This window comes from Novosphingobium sp. FG137 (assembly GCF_057809735.1).
Genome location: NZ_JBMDKN010000004.1, coordinates 469,785 through 484,982 on the forward strand (window position 1 = coordinate 469,785; position 15,198 = coordinate 484,982).

The following is a 15,198-nucleotide window of genomic DNA, read 5'->3' on the forward strand; positions in this document are numbered from 1 at the left end:
GCTTCCTTTCGTTCGGAGGTGGTGGGCTGTGCGATCAGCGACCCGACGCCTTGGCACGGCGAGCTGCGATCTTCTCCTGCATGAGGGCGGCGGTCATCGGCCCCTGCGGGATGGCGGTGACGCGCGGGCGCGTGTTGTGCGCCTTTGCGACGGCGGCGGCGGCGTCGAAGAGCACGCGGACCTGCGCGGGCTTCGAGGTGGCCAGATCGACACCGGCGAGGATTGCCTCGACAGGTGCCTTGCGGGCGCTGTCCGTCAGAGCGCGGGTCAGCACATCGCGGCGCATATCGGTAATCGCGCGCCGCTTCGGCTGCCCGTCCATTGTGCCGGTCTTGTAGCCGGGAAAGATGATCTCGGCCTTGGCGGCCGCGTCCATCACTTCCTTGCTGTCCGCCGGATCGTCTTCCTCGGCGTCCTCGTCGGTGACCGCTACAACCGGATCGCTCGGGGCGCGAGCGGCGGCCATCTCGTCGAACTTGGCACTCATGCCGGCGATCGCATCCTCGAGAGCCTTGAAGCGGGCTTCATAGGGGTTTTCGTCGGTGTCGACGGTCGCGGCGGCGGCAGGCGTAACCGGGTCTGCAGGCGCGTTGTGGATGTGGACGTGAACACCGCCCTCATCGCCGTCCAGCTCTTCGGTGAGGCCTTCCGGTGCGTCGGCAAGGGCGCTCTCGAATGCGGTTTCATCATTGTCCCGAAAGGCGGCCCGAAGGCGGTCCATCAGGGACATCTTGCGAGGCTTCGCCATATCAGTCTCCTTGTCTTGGATGGCGCAGGTGGAGCCACCCCGACCGCGGTCGACGATGGCAAGGTGGTTTCCGAGAATGGAGGTTTGGCGCCCCAGGCCCGGCTTCACTTCTTCGAGTTCGGCGTCATAGCCGGGGCTGACCTCGCGCTTCTTCCTGGCAACGATCAGCGCAATTGTGGCCGCATCGGTGATGAGCAGGTCGGCCATCAGGTATTCGGAGTCGACGCCCTCGCCGCGACGCGGATTGAGCAGCACCCCGATCTGATACTTGCGGGTGTCGGTCTCGCTCAGCAGGGCCGGCGGGTGATCATTGGTGACCGGCTTGCCGCTGAAGCTTGCGATGGTCTCCGGCGCGAACAGGACGTCGGCATCGCGAATGATGACGACCATCTGGCCGTTGGCGGCCGGGCGAACCTCGGGCACCTCTTCGGGCCGGTAGAGCATCGCACCGGTGCGGGCGATGCGCACGTCGGAGCAAAGCAGGTAGCCCTCAGGCGTGAAGGCCTGGGTACGTCCGATCTGCTCCGGCGCGTAAGTTGCCTGCGAGCCACGGTCCAGCACCATGGCCCGGTCATGCTGGACCGTCATGGTCAGGCGCTGGGGACGCCGAGCTGCGCCGACGTAATCGCCGTCGCGCTCTTGCAGAAGAACGTCGCGCGCTTGGCATTGGTCAGCGTGACCGCTGCGCCCGCCGAGCCGCCATCGATCTGCACGTTGGCAGCAGCCGGGAACACCTTGATCGGGTTTGCACCATCATTGAACACGGTGACCGACTGGCCCGGTACAAGCGCGGGCAGCGATACCGCGTCGCCTGAGTTCGCCGAGGTGGCGACGAAGTTGAGCTTGGTGGTCAGAGCCGTCGCGCCGGCAAGCGTCTGCGTCGTGCTGGCCGTGATGCCGGTGGTGACACTTTGCGCATCGCCGACCGGCGAGAACCGCGGTGTCCAGACGGGCGAAGCCTGCGTGCCGGTGTTCTGGTAGACCACGCCTGCAGTGCTATCGAGCAGCAGATGGCCGGGCAGGGCGGTACCGGCTCCGGTACCGTTCGTGCCGTTGGTCGGCGCGCCGGCTTTGGTGAGGGTGACCGTCGCGGACAGGCCGTTGAGAAGAAATGCGGTAGCGTCGAGCAGGGCGCGACGGATCGCACCCTTCCGCTTGTAGGCGGCAAGAGCCATGGGTATCGTCCTTTGCTATGAGGCATGCACCGGATGACATCGTCGATCAGCTGCGGGCCATTGCCGCGCTGGACGCTGTCGAGCTTCCCGACCTTGCGGCCGAGGATCTCGTGGAGTTCGATGCCGCCGAGTACATCGAATACCTGTGGGGCTATTTGACCCGCATCAGGGACGGGGACGGCGACCCGGTTGAGCTGGCGCGCGAGGCGCTGGATTTCAGGAAATGGATTCTGGAGGCTTAGGCCTGCGCACCCTTGCCCGCGAACACGCGCGGCTTCGGTGCGGCACCCCCGTTCTTGATCAGCGCGATGTCGGCTTCGATCGCCTCCGCCTCGGCATTGTCCGCATCGGCGAGCGCCTGTGCTTCTTCGGCCTGGGCGAGCAACTGCTCCGACTTCTCGATATGACCGCGCGCGCTCTCGCGCTTGGCTGCGGCGGCTTCGGTGAGGATCTTGATCGACGACATGATGCTTCCTTTCCTTGCCGCTTACACGGCGACGACATGGCCGAGCGTGGCGGCCACCCCCGGGTGCAGCGGTGATGGTGCCTGATCTGGCAGTGCCCAGATGGCGTGGGTGTGTTCGCCGTTGAGGCGGGGTTCGAATGGTTCGGCGAGGTCGGCCCGGTAGGTCGCGAAACCCGACCTGGTATCGATCAGGCGCAGCGGCCAATCAGCAGTGACGCCCGCTTCCTCGCCGGTTTCGCGCCGGGCGGCTTCGACAGGGCTTTCGCCGTCCTCGATCTTTCCGCCGGGAAAGCACCACGTACCGCGATGGTCCCCTGCGCGCTCGCTACGCTTCAGGAACAGCATCCGGCCATCGCGGGTCACACACATGATTCCGGCCGCGCGCACCAGTTCGGCGCCGCTGTCACGGAGGTAGACATGGACGTGCATCGTCGCCTCAGAACACGGGTTCAGGGTAGCAGCGGCAATTCCAGATCGCGCCTGGCAGCGCGTGGTGACCCGGATCGCACTCGGGCGGTTCGTCCCAGCGGAACGTTTTGCCTTCGAGAGGCTTGTGGCTTTGCCGCACATCACTGTCGCGCGAGGTGCGCCAGATGAAGTGGGTCGAGCCGATATCCTCGGCACGGGCCCTCGTGAACTCGGTCGAGGTGCGGGCTACCTCGGTCCGGGCAATCAGGTTGGCGCGGCTCTTCGCCACGTCGCCCGATCGCATGATCTCGGACGCGATGTCCTTTGCCCGGGTGCCCTGTGTCAGGCCCTCAAGGGTCAGCTTTTGCACCCGCTCAGCGGCATCGCGGGGCAGGCTGGTGATCAGCCTGACCTGATCGGCGAGCCGCTGCTGTGTCAGCTGGCCGACGTCGCTTGCATCGAGCTGCACCTGCATGATGCGGGACATTTCCGCCGACACTTCCCGCCAGGCGCGCCGGTCCCGCGAATCGATTTCCTCGACCATCCGTCGCCCGACCACACGGGCCCATGGCTCGATGATCTGGGCATAGCGCTCCAGCGCCTGCCCGATCCGGTCAGCAACCGCCGGGTCATCCGGCGTCCAGACCGTGGCGACGAGTTCGCCGATATGCGTCGCGATCTTACGCAGCTGGCTCGCGTACTGCCGCTCCACCTTCGTCGTCTGGACCAGTCGGCGCGACGCCCTGGCCCGGTCCATCACCGCTGTCCGGCTGCAAGTCGGGATCAAGCTCGGTCGGGCGAGGGGGCGCAAGTTCAGCCTCCTTGATTTCCTCGTCGGTGATGTTCGAGAACACACCGGTCTGTTCGGCCGACTGCCTGAGCTCGCGCATTGCCGATGGCGCGCTGATCAGCCCCAGTTCCGAGGCGGTTCCAACGGCTTCAACAATGGTCTTTGCCAGTGCGCCCTTTTCGGTGTCGGACATCTGCCAGAGCGGGTTGAACTCTGCCCGGAAGCCTTCTGGCGGGTTACCCCCGACGGCTGAGCGGTAAAGGATCGTCGAGAGCTTGTTGACCGGCTCTCGCAGGTCCTTCTGCTGCTTGGCTTTGATGGCATCGTAGTAGTTGCGCAGGTCGCTCTCGCCGGTGCTGTTCAGCCCCGCTGGCGACTGACCGAAGAGGCGGACGAGCGGGATCTGCGTCGCGCCGGACAATTGCTGACCAAAGCCGAGCAGCAGATCGTTCAATCCCGCGAACGAGTAGGTGTGGGTCTCGAAATCATCGTCGGCATCGAGCAGGGTCAGGCCCTCGCTGGACTGGAACTTGCGGATAGCCTCGACATGCTTTTCAACCGCGGTTTGCGCCGCACCGCCTGCGGCGAGAATGCTCCGCAGCCCTTTGATCTTTAGCGTACGCAGGTAGGCCTTGTAGATCAGCTGCGCCGATCCCTGACTGGCGCTATCGTAGGCCACGAGGCGGTCATACATACGCTCGACCACCGACATGCCCCACCCCGATTCGGCGAGGCGCTGGAAGTACGGCAGTTTGACGCCTTCGATCCGGATCACGCGCGAGTGATGGATGTCCTGCATCGAAAACGCGGAGGCTTGTGGGCCAACCTTGTACAATTCGGGGCGGCCAACAATTTTGCCGTCGGTCGATACGACGTCGGTGGTGATCGGCAGCAATTCCCAGCGGCCGAGCGGCACCACACCGAGAAATTGGTCGCGATCAATCGTCTCGACACGGAGCGGCGTCGCCATGTCCTGGCCATCGATCGCGATCACGCCGATCGCGCCGCCGTAAAGCCGGCCCCACTGGATGGTTTCCTGCAGCGACTGCCAGATCTGTAGATCATCCTCGGCAGCGCGCATCAACTCGATAGCGTCGGGCTTGATCGTTGAGCCGAAATCGACGCCCTCGCGCGTCATGTCCTCGGCCACGGCATCGACCACGGCGCCGACCACCCACGAACCGCGGTACATCGCCTCCAGCGTGCGCGGCTGCCGAGTGAGCAGGTTCGACAACGCGTAGGTGTTGCTGTCGCTCATGTTGCCGGTACCGACGCCGAGGCGAGCCTGCATGTTCTGAAAGCTGTCTGCGGTCGCCCGGTCCATCTGCGGCCGCGCGGCGGCGGCGCGGCCACGGGCACGGCGCTGAGATCGTCGGCTCATGCGTAGGCCTTGATGTAGGTGTTGAGGTCGAACCCGTCAGGGGCGAAGGTCAGGCCGAGCGAGTCGGCGATGTCCGGCGAGCGCAGGCCGCGCTTCTTCATGTCAGCCTTGCCTTCGACCACGATCCGGCCGGAACTGTCGATGCGGTATCGAGGCGAAGTCAGCTCACCAGCGAGGTCCTCGGCGATTTCGCGCGGAAGGGCCCCAAAGCTCGGCTCCTCGGTTCGCACCCACTGGGCGACTTCAAGCCAGAGGTAATCGCGCAGCTTGAACGCTTGGCCATCGACCAAGTCCCATTGCGTGCGTTCCGGGGCTGACTCCGACACCATGACTGCGACAACTGGCTCACCCATCTCGATGAGCCGATCCGCGACGCCGGCGCCCAGGCCGTTGGCATCGACGTAGATCTTGTCAGCGCCCCACTGCTCCCGAAAGAGCTTGGCCTGGCCGGCTGTGGTCATCGTGTCCTGCTTGGACCTGATCTCGCACTTCTCAATGACGTTGCCGACGCGCAGGATAAACACGGTCCGGTCATCACCGAAGCGGGCGACGTCGACACCGAGCCGTCGCTCCATGCCGGGCTTGGCCGGTTCGTTCCGGGCAATTGCGGTTTCGGCATCCTCAAGCGCGATGAGGGTGTCATCGTCCTGCTTCGGGAAGTCGCCGTCGGCGCGAACGCGGACAACGTTCGAGCCTTCGCCGAACTTGCGGACGAGGCGCTCGCGGTAGGTCGGATCGACCAGCGGGCTGTCGGCGCAGCGGAAGTGCAGGGCGGTGAAGTCGGCCCGGTCCTGTTTGTGCGAGCGGGAAAAATACCCGGTATTGCGGGTCGGGTTTCCGACCATGAGCAGCCGCGCGCCGTGCGAGGACAGCGCGCCTTCAGCCACTTCGAAAATCTTGTCGTCGACGCCGCTCGCTTCTTCGACAACGAACATGATCTGACCGTCGTCCTCGATCTCCTCGATCGACGAGCCGTCCTGACTGATCAGGATGCCGCTGGCGTGGAACCCCTGCAGGGCGTCCGGGTTCTCTTTCCGCGCGGTCCGCGCCACCGCGAACCACTGATCCGGCGAGCCCTTGTCAGCGATCCTGTCTTGGTTGATCGTGAACAGGTTCGAAAGCCAGAGTTCGGGCGGCAGACCGTTCGCGCGGCTCAGCGCATCGGACTTGCGCGCCCATTTCCCAAGCTCTGACCACAGAACGTCGCGCAGCTGGCTGGCACTCGGCGCGGTGCAGGGGATCTTCGGATAGTCGAAACATTCGAGCATCCACCAGATCGCGGCGGAGACCGAGCCGGATTTGCCGACGCCGTGTCCGGCGCGGGCGCTGACTTTGGCACCGTCAGGCTGGATCGCTTCAAGCAGCTGGGTCTGCTGCGTGGTGGGGTTCAGACCAAGGCGTTGCTTGGCGTAGAGGACGTTGTTCTTGCGCCAGATTCCCCGAAGCTGCTGATACTCATCAAGCTGGGCTTCGGTCAGCATCTTCTGCGGCCTGCCTTGCAGCAGCCAGAAGTCCGGAGACGCCGCCGGTGCTGTTGATTTCGACCGGGCCGCCATCCTTGCCGGTCAGCTCAAGGCGATCCTTGAACATGCCGAGGTGGCGCGCGACGCTGTCCCAGGCCTTCTCGCGATCGTGCATCAGCACCTCGAGTCCGTCGCGGCCTTGCTTGATGCCAGCGTAGAGCGCTTTCCCCTTGGCGCTGAGGCGGCGGCTGTCGGCGAAGAATGTCCGCTCGACGCCGTCACCATCGCAGCGCGGGCAGTGCGGGGCGGGGGCCGCATGTGTGGTGTACCCGTACCCACCTTCGTCGGTGGGAAGCGCCCGCTTGTTCTGCGTCGCCTTGGCCGCTGCTTCCTCGAACTCGCCGATATCGCGCCACTGATAGGCGTGATCCTTGCCATGGCAGTGTCGACAGGCGTGGCGGCGGTACTGCACCAGCTCGTTCGGGTCTGCAGTGGCGAGGTCGTACCAATGTTGCAACACCATGTCCGCCGTGATCTCGGTCCGCTCGGAGCGCTGCTCCATTGCCAGCTTGATGGCGGCCTGGATCTCGGTCTTTTCGAGCAGCTCTACCGCGATCCGGCGGGCTGATTTGGCGCTGTAGCCGGCGCGGGTGGCAGCTTTTGAGCCGCATAGGTCGATCAGGTACTCGTTGACGAACGCCTGCTGTTTGGGCGTGAGGGCCATGGTTGAAGACCTTTCCGCCGGAGGCCCGAAAAATTATTTTCGACCCTGCATCGGCGATGACGGCCACGCTCAGGATCGGTGGACAGGATCACCTCCCTTCGATGGGCGGAAACGTAGGATTTCCGCGCTTTGCGTGGCCTGAAAACAACGAAGCCCGGACGCTGTTTCCAGCTCCGGGCATAGTTCGTGCGCCGACATTTATGCCCGTTCCCACTCACCTCCGCAAGAGCAAATCACAAGAGCACCCCGCAACCGATCATCGCATACCGCTGGAGCACGTCCCGCTCGTCCACATTCCGCCATGTCCGCTCCCGGATATCGATCCAGCGATCAAGGGCCGCGATCAGCCGTTTGCGCGCGGTTGGCCAACTGACCCGGAACACTCGGGCAGTCGCGAAGAGGTCTCGATCGGCGAGCACCATATCGATCACCATGCGCCGCGGCATCGGCAGAAAGCGGCGCCAATCCGAATAGGCACGCTCGAGCCTGACGATAGCCAGGCGCTCGACCAGAACATCCCGGCCCGAACCTGAACTATCCACCCGGGCTTCAAGGCTGGCTCCGCGAACCGACACGCTCCGCTCGATGAGCTCGGCAACCAGCGCGATCTCCATGGCAGCGGCGTGCTGGTCGGCGGTGATCTGTCCGTTCTCGTGCATCCTCGCCATCGATGACGCCGATCGCCGGCGCTTGGTCTTGGTGAGATGACCACCTTCGTCGGGCACGAAAACATCGTCGAACTCGCCGTGCGCCTCAGCCTCCGGCGTGATGATCGGCTCGCCGGTTTCCCGCTCGAAATCGCTCATCGCATCCATACGAGCCTGCCACTGGGCATGTGTTTCGTCCCGGCGCTTGACCCGAGGATCTCGTTTGCGGCTGAACGTCCGAGGCTGCATTTTTCCCCCTTGGTGGTGACCCGAGCGCCGTAGAGACCCAGGCGGCTTGGTTGTTGAGTTTCGTTGACAGGTCAGCGGATCATCGTCGGCGGCCGTAGAGCCGCTTGCCGATGGCTTCGATCCACATCGCGTCGACCTTGGCGACGTCGTTCGGAAAGATGACCACGATCCCGTGCTCGTCGTAGAGCTCCTGCGCGGCGCGGCGAGCACCGGCAGGGTCCGGATCGCGCATCGACCTCGCGAATGGTGTAAGGCTGGTGCGGGTCAAGTTCATGCCTGCGCCCCGATCTGGCGAGCCTGCCAGCGTTGGAAATCCTCCGGTGGCATCAGGGCGCGAGCTTCAAACTCGGACATCTGGCGCGGCGGGTACCGGGCGTCGAACAGGGCATCTGCCTGCCGCTGCTCCTCGGCGCGCTGGCTCGCCTCCTGCGCCAATCGGGTGAGGATGGACTGGATGTACCCCGCTGGCCGCTCCGGCTTGGCGACGAGGGCGCGGTCAAACGCTTCCGCCACGATCTCGGATCCGTGGGTCTTGATCCACCTCGCGATCTGGGGGCGCGCCGTCTCGCCGAGCAGCGCGACGCCGTTCAGCCACAGGGCGCGGTTGGGGTCGGGGGGATGGCTTGGCTCGCTCCGGGGTTGTTCCGGTGGGGGTTTGTCCTGCGAACGATTTTCGCCAGCGTCGCCGGTATCGCTAGATACCGTATATTCTCCCTCTCCCTCTCCCTCTCCCTTGGAGCCAATGTCACAGCCTTTTTTGTGTGACGTCCCATGAGACAGGCTATCACTGTCCCTTGGGACAACTTCGCTCTGTCCCAGAGACAGGAATGGGACAGACAGGGGGAAGTCACTAGCAACAAAATCGGAAAAAGCGGGCTGAATCAATTCAGTGCTGTGGCGCTGATTGTGCTTTCTCACCCGCGCGCATTCGGTCTTCCAGCGCTGATCGAGCTTGCGCATCCATGATGTCATGGCGCGCTCTGCTACAACGGGATGATACAGCCTTCCGTCGGAACATTTCACAAAACCGCGCAGCGAACCTCCGCGATGCTTCCGAAACGTCTTCAAATCGCGGCCCAGACCGATCAGCTTGCAGAGCACCGCATCGTTGTCCGGAAGGCTTGCAGCAGGCACCTGATGCCACGATGCCGCCCACAGCAGCACCGCATACCAGCATGCCTCAGGGTCTTCCTCGGCAGCGAGATCGCTATCGCGCAGACGGGCAACATGCAGCGGCATGAACTCGAAATCACGCAGATCGCAGTCGGCCGGGGTGAGGGGGTCGGGTAGATCTGTCATGGTCATCTCACGGCCTGGTAGGGTGCAAAGAACCGCCCGCGCGCGATCCCGGTTGTCCCGTTGCGACGCTTGGCGAGGATGAATTCGAGAACGCCGCGGATGCGCTCCATGCGGTCTTCCCAGCGCTCGTGCGCCTCGGGGTCGTTCTGCGGCTCGGTCTGGGCGAGGTAGTATTCCTCCCGGAGCAGGAAGAGCACAACGTCGGCATCCTGCTCGATCTGGCCGCTGTCGCGCAGGTCGGAAAGCTGTGGGCGCTTGTCCTGCCTCTGTTCGACGCTGCGGCTCAGCTGGGCCAGCGCCATGATGGCGACGTCCTCGTCCTTGGCGATGGCCTTCAGCCGTTTGGAGACCTCGGAGGTCGCCTGATAGGCGTCCTTCATCTTGGTGTCGGGATGGAGCAGCTGCAGGTAGTCGACGATGACAAGGTCCAGCGGGTGACCGCGCGCGGCCATGCGCCGCTTGTGACGGCGCACCAGCGTTTGGAGGCGCCCAATCGCAAGTGTGCCGGCATCGACGACGGTGAGAGGGATGCGGGACAGCAGCGAACCCGCCTCAGCAACCCGTTCCCGCTCCCAGTTGTTGAGCCGCCGGCGCTGCAGCACCGAGTAGGGGATACGGCAGCTCTCGTGGTCGAACAGGCTGTCCGATATCATACGTCCGATCAGATCCTCCTTCGACATCTCGAGGCTGACGAACAGGGTGCCATGACCACGGGAGGCGGCGCCGCGGGCGTAGGAGCAGGCGAAGGCGGTCTTACCCATGCCGGGTCGCCCGGCGACGATATTGAGGCTCTTGGGTCTGAGCTGGCCGAGCAACTCGTCGACGTTCGGGATGATGTGGCAGCTGACGCCGGTGACATCGGCATCAAGCTCGGCGAGCCAGGCATCGACGCACTCGGCCGCGTCCGCCTCGACGACACTGCTCTCAGCGCGCGCGGTGACTGCTGCGTCGGCAAGCGTGCTGATCTCCGGCAAGCTGGTGCCAAGGTCCGCGCACGCCTCGACGGCCTCGATGAGACCGGAGCGCATGCGGCGCCGATCGGCAAGGTCCGTGATCTGGCGGGCGAGATCCCGCACGTCGCTGACCATCGCCACAGGATTGCCGGTGAGGCGAGCAAGGTAAGCGGGGCCCCCAAGCTGCTCGAGCTGCGGGTCACCGTCGAAGTACCCCTTGATGGCGACGGGTGATGTGCCCCGACCGAGAGCGGCCTCGCGCACAATGACCTCAAACAGATGGCTGTGCAGCGCGATGGAGAAGTCATCTGGTTTGACTCGATCAGCGATGCGATCAATGAGGAGCGCATCCATCATCATTGCGCCGAGCAGCGTCGCCTCGGCCTCGACGTTGACGATCGCGGCCGGCGGAAGCTCGATAGGCGTCTGCATCCTCGAAATGGTGGCGATCCCCGAATTCATGCAATCTTGTCCATGGCGACGTAGAATTCCTCGAAGCTGTCCTGGCGCAGGATCAGCCAGAGGGGGTTGTTCTTGAGCTTCGGGTTCAAGGCTTCGGTCCGCAGCAACGCGGCGTGCACTTCGAACGCGAGGGTCGCTCGTTCCTCATCGGTCAGCCGCGCCGGCGCACTCATTCCGCAATCCTTTTCAGGTCGAGGGATGTTTCCGTCGCGCGGGTGAGGCGGCCGTTACGCAGCCAGTGCACAAGCCGCTTGCGATCGGCACCCATGACATAGCCGCGGAGCAAGCCCTTGTGGCGATGGACGTCAAAGGTGCGCTGTCCCTCGCGCGTGACCACGGCATGGATACGCTCCTCGTCTGGACAGCAGCGCGCCGGGGCATCGTCATCGTCATCGATCATCGGCGGCCACCCCCGCCAAGCATCGGCTGCAAGACCTCATCAGCGCGCCAGGGCGGGACGACACCGCGCATCGAGACGCAGTAGTCGAGGATGCCAAGCGCATCAGCCTCATCGGTCGTTCGCGGGTGGAACCCGAGCTGGCGGCAACGCTCCATGGTCAGCGATTTGAGGCTGTCCGTGGCGCTCTTGCCGGCGGCCTTAGCCTTGCGCTTGGCCTCCGAGGAGTTGATGCGGCCGATGAAGGCGGGACGCCATGAATCGATGTTGATGCCCTGGACAATGCGCAAACCCATGGCGTGGCCGAAGCTCTCGGCGTGGGCGGCGAGGCCGGACAGCACCCGCAGCGTATCGATGTTGGTGTGCCCCTTGAGTTTATTCGGGTTCAGCGGCTCTTCAAAGTAGAGCGCTTCGAACCGCGACACCGCACGTAGATCGAGCAGGTTGGCATGGAGCTTGGCGTAGGTCTGGCCGCGCCCGGTATATTCGGAGCCAAGCTCCCACGAGCCGAAGCGCGGCGCGGTGTCGTCGCCCATCCAGACAGCCCAGCCTGTGGAGCGCTTCGATAAATCGAGCGCGATCATTGGGATTCCGCTCACTTCGGCTCTCTCCGCGCGGCAGAGGCGGCGCTTGGAACGCCGCCCCCCGTCTCTTCAGTTCAGCTGCAGGCTGGTCGGCTCGGTGCCGCCGGCGAGCGCGAGGTCATCGTCGCCGGCGGTGTGGGGCTGCAGCGTCGCCATGCGGGGCTTGTCGGCCTTGCCGCCGCCCGGGACGACATCGCCACCGGCTTGGCCCGACGCGAGCGTGAGCAAGTCGGTGGGGCGCTTGAAGTTCATCTCAGTCAGGCCCTGATGCAGGGCGGTCAGGAAATGATCGCGCTTGGCATCCTCGCAGCCTTCGAGGAAGAACAGGAAATCGATGACCTTGCGCGGGAAGTTGCAGTCTTCCTTGATCCGCTTGTACGGGTCGGACAGGTCACCGCTCTTTTCCGAGATGAACGCTTTGCGGGGCGCGATCTCGTTGCGGTAAATCTTGATCGCCTCGGCGGCGTTGGGGGCATTGTAGACGCCGCCGTCATCGGGCGCTCCGGTATCGGACTCTTTCTTCGGTCTGGCCACAGCGGCCTCCTTTGCTTGGGTGGTGGAAGGGATTGGCAGGAGTTCGAACGCCTCTGCCGGCGGCGGATTGAGCTCTTCATCGCGCTGCTGAAGCCGGGCTTCGGCCAGCGACATGCCTGACTCTTCGGCTGCTGCCTCGATGCTCCATCCCAGTCGCAATGCGCGGCGCAGGATGCGGGCCTGCTGACTGCCGCCGATCATCCGCGCGGCTCCAGCAGCGGCGACGGGGGCAAGCCCATTTGCTCGCGCATCAGTCGGGCGCGGCCAGCATCTGCAGGGGTGGGCGCGCGGCGGCGGAAGAGGTTCATGTCAGTGCCTCCGGATAGTCGCCGGGGCGCTCAAGGCGTTTTCGGCAAGGCGCAATCCAGTCGAACCGCGTCAGTTCTTCGCCATCGATCCAGACCAGCCAGGCATAGGCCGTTGCCGTGCTGCCCTCGGGCGCGAGCCGCCCCTTGTGCATCACCACCCGCTCGGCAAACTGCAGCACGAAGCTAGGCGGATTGACCTTGAACAGGCTCTCGTATCGCGCCTTCCCTTCCAGAAACGCCGTGCGCGCGATCATCGCAAAGCCATGGCGGCTGCTGGCCGCCGCGCGCGCGATGAACTGCTCGGCAAGGCGGAACGGCGGATTGGTGATCGTCCAGTCGACCATTGGCGGCACCGGGCCCCACAGATAGTCAACCACCGGATAGCCCGCGCCATAATCGTGAACGTCCGCAGCCTCGACGGTGCCGAAATACTCGGCCAGCGGGCGCGCCATGTGTCCGCGGTTCGCAGCGGGTTCGCGGCAGGTGAACTCCTGCCAGTCGTCCGGCTCCCAGCACCAGTTCGAGCGCAGCCATTCGCACAGTGCCCGCGTGGCCCAAGGCGGCGTCGGAAAGTCATCGAGGCTGTCGTGGGGCTCGCTGCGCTGCTGCATGACGGCCGAAGACCGGTTCTGGCCGCTCATTGCGTGCCTCCCCGCACTTGCCCGGCGAGCTGCTCGTATGCGGTGTCGGACAGGCCATAGCGGTCCATGACTTCCGACTTTGGCCAGCCGGCAGCGATCGCCCGGCGCGCAGCATCATTGCGCTCGCGCACACGGGTTTCGCGCTCGGCCCGACGGTCCAGAAAGTCGAGGATGCGATCGCGAGGGGCCTCGCTGCCCAGCCGCATCGAGGTGCGATAAGCGGATTCGATGGGATCTGCCATCACGCCAGCGCCTCCAACGCGTGCGCTACGACCGGATTGCGGTCGGCGTATTTCGAAAAGTTGGCGATCAGATGCTTTATCGAGCTGTGCTCGCGGCCAAGCCGGATGCCTATCTTGTGCAGGGACAAGCCCCGGCGACGCAGTGCTACGGCGATCACGCAGCGTGCTTCGACTGCGGCAGGTAGTCTCGACTGGCCGATGATGTCGGCGCTGGTCAGTTCGAATTTCGGTGCGATCTTCGCCAGCATCATGCGGACCGTATCGTTGAGCTGCGGTGCGTGCTCCTTCGGCCTGCGATGCTCTGTGCACCGGCCCGACCTGTTCTTACGGTTCAGCGGAACCTGGCACACCGCGCACTTCCTTCGCGCCGGGCGCAGGTGAGCCTGAACGCACTTGAGGCAGCGCCCGGTCTTGTGCTTGCGGTTGTTAAGCGGGGTACCGCAATCAACGCAGTCGCACTTGAACGGAGAGGCCTGTAGCGGCGCCCGCTTCACGTTGTCGTTGATGTGCGGCAGCCCGATCGGCCCCAGTCCGCGCGCGACCAGGATGCTGTCGCGCAGCTTGGCAGATCCGCGGAGCATCGCGGTGTAGTCGCGGAAATCGGCGTGACGGAGCGCGGCGTTGTCGACAGGCTTGTACTGGGGGCGCGCCATCATGCAGCCACCTGCCAGACGTAGCCGACGCCGCGCTGGGTGGCGATCGGGCAAGGCGCGCTAATCTCTGCGCAAGCATCGCGGGCTCTATGGACCTGCACTGCCAGCGTATTCAGGTCCTCGCTCGCGCTGACACGCGCAAGCAAGGCCTCGCCCCGTACCGCCCGGTTCGACGCGGCAAGGGCATGCATGATACGAGCAGGTGTGGCTGCCATACGAAGCCGCTTGCCCTCGTAAAGCACCGTCGCCGCCCGCGGATCGATCTTGAAGCCGTCGCGCTCGACAACCTCGTCCTCGCGGAAATTGTACCCGCAGCACGGGCAGAAGGCAGGGGCGTTCACGCTGCGAGCCCCATCTTCGCACCTGCGGCGCGCAGGCCGGTAATCGCCGCATCAGCGGCGCGCAGCTCCGGCAGGAATGTCGCGATCGTCCGGTGATTGATCCCATCTGCCGCGATGGCGGCGAGCTTGGCAGCCAGAGCCGTCACAGCCGGGAGGGCCTCGACGATATCGATGGCGGCGATCGGTACCGCGCGGCAGCCGAACAGCTCGAAGTAGGGCTGCACATATTGCGGACCGAACTTCGCCGCGATGCCGCTGATGACAGAGGCCGGAACCTTGGCCGTCATTCCGCCTTCCAGCCGGTCGATTGTATCCGACGAGACACCGCCGATCACGACACCGAGCTGAGCGTTGTTCAGCGGACCGTTGTCGAGCTTCACCGCGCGGATGATGTCACGGACAACTTCCGCAATTTTGCCCGCGCTCGGCGCGTCGAAGAGGCTGTTTTGCAACGCCTTGTCAGGCATCTGTCTCTCCATGGAAACGCGAAAAAATCCGGGACAGCACGGCGCGCCAGCCTTTGGGCTTTGGGCAAGCCGCACTGTCCCGGTCAGGTGCCGCGCCGAGCGTTTGGGTGTCAGGGGCGCGGAATTCGGACACAGTGATGCTGTGGGGATAGGTGAGCGCTTCTGCCCACGATCCGGCGAGGCTCTCGTCGTCGATCATGCGGAAAACCCTCCGCCGGCAGGGTTGTTGGCCCCGCCGGCTTCGGTCATCCTGCGGTTCTCGACAC

The 15,198-nt window shown here is 64.6% G+C and carries 23 protein-coding genes; 1 reads left to right on the forward strand and 22 read right to left on the reverse strand.

Going from position 1 to position 15,198, the window contains the following annotated elements; all coding sequences use genetic code 11:
- Positions 1-34: 34 nt before the first annotated feature.
- Together ACODS2_RS14110 and ACODS2_RS14115 are read right to left on the reverse strand one after the other, a co-directional pair.
- Complete coding sequence (locus ACODS2_RS14110) at positions 35-1,312, reverse strand: DUF2213 domain-containing protein (protein WP_488999398.1); 1,278 nt, start codon at positions 1,310-1,312, stop codon at positions 35-37.
- 26 nt (positions 1,313-1,338) lie between these two features.
- Entirely contained in the window at positions 1,339-1,923 is a 585-nt protein-coding gene (locus ACODS2_RS14115) for a hypothetical protein (protein WP_298165097.1), read from the reverse strand.
- A gap of 17 nt (positions 1,924-1,940) precedes the next feature.
- Here ACODS2_RS14115 and ACODS2_RS14120 point away from each other — a divergent pair, with 17 nt between their 5' ends.
- On the forward strand, positions 1,941-2,165 hold the full coding sequence (locus ACODS2_RS14120; RefSeq protein WP_298165095.1) for a hypothetical protein: 225 nt from the start codon (positions 1,941-1,943) through the stop codon (positions 2,163-2,165).
- On the opposite strand, the gene ACODS2_RS14125 is transcribed toward ACODS2_RS14120, so the two are convergent.
- The 20 genes from ACODS2_RS14125 to ACODS2_RS14220 all read right to left on the reverse strand — a co-directional run bounded on the left by ACODS2_RS14125 (position 2,162) and on the right by ACODS2_RS14220 (position 15,131).
- Positions 2,162-2,389 (reverse strand): hypothetical protein, encoded by a 228-nt coding sequence (locus tag ACODS2_RS14125; protein ID WP_488999399.1) that lies wholly within the window; start codon positions 2,387-2,389, stop codon positions 2,162-2,164. The genes ACODS2_RS14120 and ACODS2_RS14125 overlap by 4 nt on opposite strands.
- 21 nt (positions 2,390-2,410) lie before the next feature.
- Positions 2,411-2,818 carry an NUDIX hydrolase gene (locus ACODS2_RS14130; RefSeq protein WP_488999400.1) on the reverse strand — a complete coding sequence of 136 codons (408 nt, stop codon included), beginning with the start codon at positions 2,816-2,818 and terminating at the stop codon, positions 2,411-2,413.
- Between the two features lie 7 nt (positions 2,819-2,825).
- Positions 2,826-3,554: a phage head morphogenesis protein gene (locus ACODS2_RS14135; protein ID WP_488999401.1), complete on the reverse strand. Its 729-nt coding sequence runs from the start codon at positions 3,552-3,554 to the stop codon at positions 2,826-2,828.
- Positions 3,478-4,968: a DUF1073 domain-containing protein gene (locus tag ACODS2_RS14140; protein ID WP_488999402.1), complete on the reverse strand. Its 1,491-nt coding sequence runs from the start codon at positions 4,966-4,968 to the stop codon at positions 3,478-3,480. The genes ACODS2_RS14135 and ACODS2_RS14140 overlap by 77 nt, the downstream gene beginning before the upstream one ends.
- Positions 4,965-6,449, reverse strand: a complete 1,485-nt coding sequence (locus tag ACODS2_RS14145; RefSeq protein WP_488999403.1) for a hypothetical protein — start codon at positions 6,447-6,449, stop codon at positions 4,965-4,967. Before ACODS2_RS14145 ends, ACODS2_RS14140 begins: the two co-directional genes overlap by 4 nt.
- Positions 6,427-7,155 (reverse strand): terminase small subunit, encoded by a 729-nt coding sequence (locus ACODS2_RS14150; RefSeq protein WP_488999404.1) that lies wholly within the window; start codon positions 7,153-7,155, stop codon positions 6,427-6,429. The genes ACODS2_RS14145 and ACODS2_RS14150 overlap by 23 nt, the downstream gene beginning before the upstream one ends.
- 233 nt (positions 7,156-7,388) lie before the next feature.
- Complete coding sequence (locus ACODS2_RS14155; RefSeq protein WP_488999405.1) at positions 7,389-7,961, reverse strand: hypothetical protein; 573 nt, start codon at positions 7,959-7,961, stop codon at positions 7,389-7,391.
- A gap of 169 nt (positions 7,962-8,130) precedes the next feature.
- On the reverse strand, positions 8,131-8,325 hold the full coding sequence (locus tag ACODS2_RS14160) for a hypothetical protein (protein WP_488999406.1): 195 nt from the start codon (positions 8,323-8,325) through the stop codon (positions 8,131-8,133).
- Positions 8,322-9,356 (reverse strand): hypothetical protein, encoded by a 1,035-nt coding sequence (locus tag ACODS2_RS14165; protein WP_488999407.1) that lies wholly within the window; start codon positions 9,354-9,356, stop codon positions 8,322-8,324. Before ACODS2_RS14165 ends, ACODS2_RS14160 begins: the two co-directional genes overlap by 4 nt.
- Positions 9,353-10,765 carry a replicative DNA helicase gene (locus tag ACODS2_RS14170; protein WP_488999408.1) on the reverse strand — a complete coding sequence of 471 codons (1,413 nt, stop codon included), beginning with the start codon at positions 10,763-10,765 and terminating at the stop codon, positions 9,353-9,355. The genes ACODS2_RS14165 and ACODS2_RS14170 overlap by 4 nt, the downstream gene beginning before the upstream one ends.
- Complete coding sequence (locus tag ACODS2_RS14175) at positions 10,762-10,938, reverse strand: hypothetical protein (RefSeq protein ID WP_488999409.1); 177 nt, start codon at positions 10,936-10,938, stop codon at positions 10,762-10,764. The genes ACODS2_RS14170 and ACODS2_RS14175 overlap by 4 nt, the downstream gene beginning before the upstream one ends.
- Positions 10,935-11,165 carry a hypothetical protein gene (locus ACODS2_RS14180; protein WP_488999410.1) on the reverse strand — a complete coding sequence of 77 codons (231 nt, stop codon included), beginning with the start codon at positions 11,163-11,165 and terminating at the stop codon, positions 10,935-10,937. The genes ACODS2_RS14175 and ACODS2_RS14180 overlap by 4 nt, the downstream gene beginning before the upstream one ends.
- Positions 11,162-11,746: a hypothetical protein gene (locus ACODS2_RS14185; protein ID WP_488999411.1), complete on the reverse strand. Its 585-nt coding sequence runs from the start codon at positions 11,744-11,746 to the stop codon at positions 11,162-11,164. The genes ACODS2_RS14180 and ACODS2_RS14185 overlap by 4 nt, the downstream gene beginning before the upstream one ends.
- Positions 11,747-11,815: 69 nt before the next feature.
- Complete coding sequence (locus tag ACODS2_RS14190; RefSeq protein ID WP_488999412.1) at positions 11,816-12,481, reverse strand: hypothetical protein; 666 nt, start codon at positions 12,479-12,481, stop codon at positions 11,816-11,818.
- 103 nt (positions 12,482-12,584) lie between these two features.
- Positions 12,585-13,229, reverse strand: a complete 645-nt coding sequence (locus ACODS2_RS14195) for a hypothetical protein (RefSeq protein ID WP_488999413.1) — start codon at positions 13,227-13,229, stop codon at positions 12,585-12,587.
- Positions 13,226-13,471, reverse strand: a complete 246-nt coding sequence (locus ACODS2_RS14200) for a hypothetical protein (RefSeq protein ID WP_488999414.1) — start codon at positions 13,469-13,471, stop codon at positions 13,226-13,228. The genes ACODS2_RS14195 and ACODS2_RS14200 overlap by 4 nt, the downstream gene beginning before the upstream one ends.
- Complete coding sequence (locus ACODS2_RS14205) at positions 13,471-14,127, reverse strand: hypothetical protein (RefSeq protein WP_488999415.1); 657 nt, start codon at positions 14,125-14,127, stop codon at positions 13,471-13,473. The genes ACODS2_RS14200 and ACODS2_RS14205 overlap by 1 nt, the downstream gene beginning before the upstream one ends.
- On the reverse strand, positions 14,124-14,465 hold the full coding sequence (locus ACODS2_RS14210) for a winged helix-turn-helix domain-containing protein (protein WP_488999416.1): 342 nt from the start codon (positions 14,463-14,465) through the stop codon (positions 14,124-14,126). Before ACODS2_RS14210 ends, ACODS2_RS14205 begins: the two co-directional genes overlap by 4 nt.
- The gene (locus tag ACODS2_RS14215; RefSeq protein ID WP_488999417.1) at positions 14,462-14,932 is read right to left on the reverse strand and encodes a hypothetical protein; all 471 of its coding nucleotides are present in this window, start codon (positions 14,930-14,932) and stop codon (positions 14,462-14,464) included. Before ACODS2_RS14215 ends, ACODS2_RS14210 begins: the two co-directional genes overlap by 4 nt.
- Positions 14,925-15,131, reverse strand: coding sequence for a hypothetical protein (locus tag ACODS2_RS14220; RefSeq protein WP_488999418.1), 207 nt, complete (start codon positions 15,129-15,131; stop codon positions 14,925-14,927). The genes ACODS2_RS14215 and ACODS2_RS14220 overlap by 8 nt, the downstream gene beginning before the upstream one ends.
- Between the last annotated feature and the right edge of the window lie 67 nt (positions 15,132-15,198).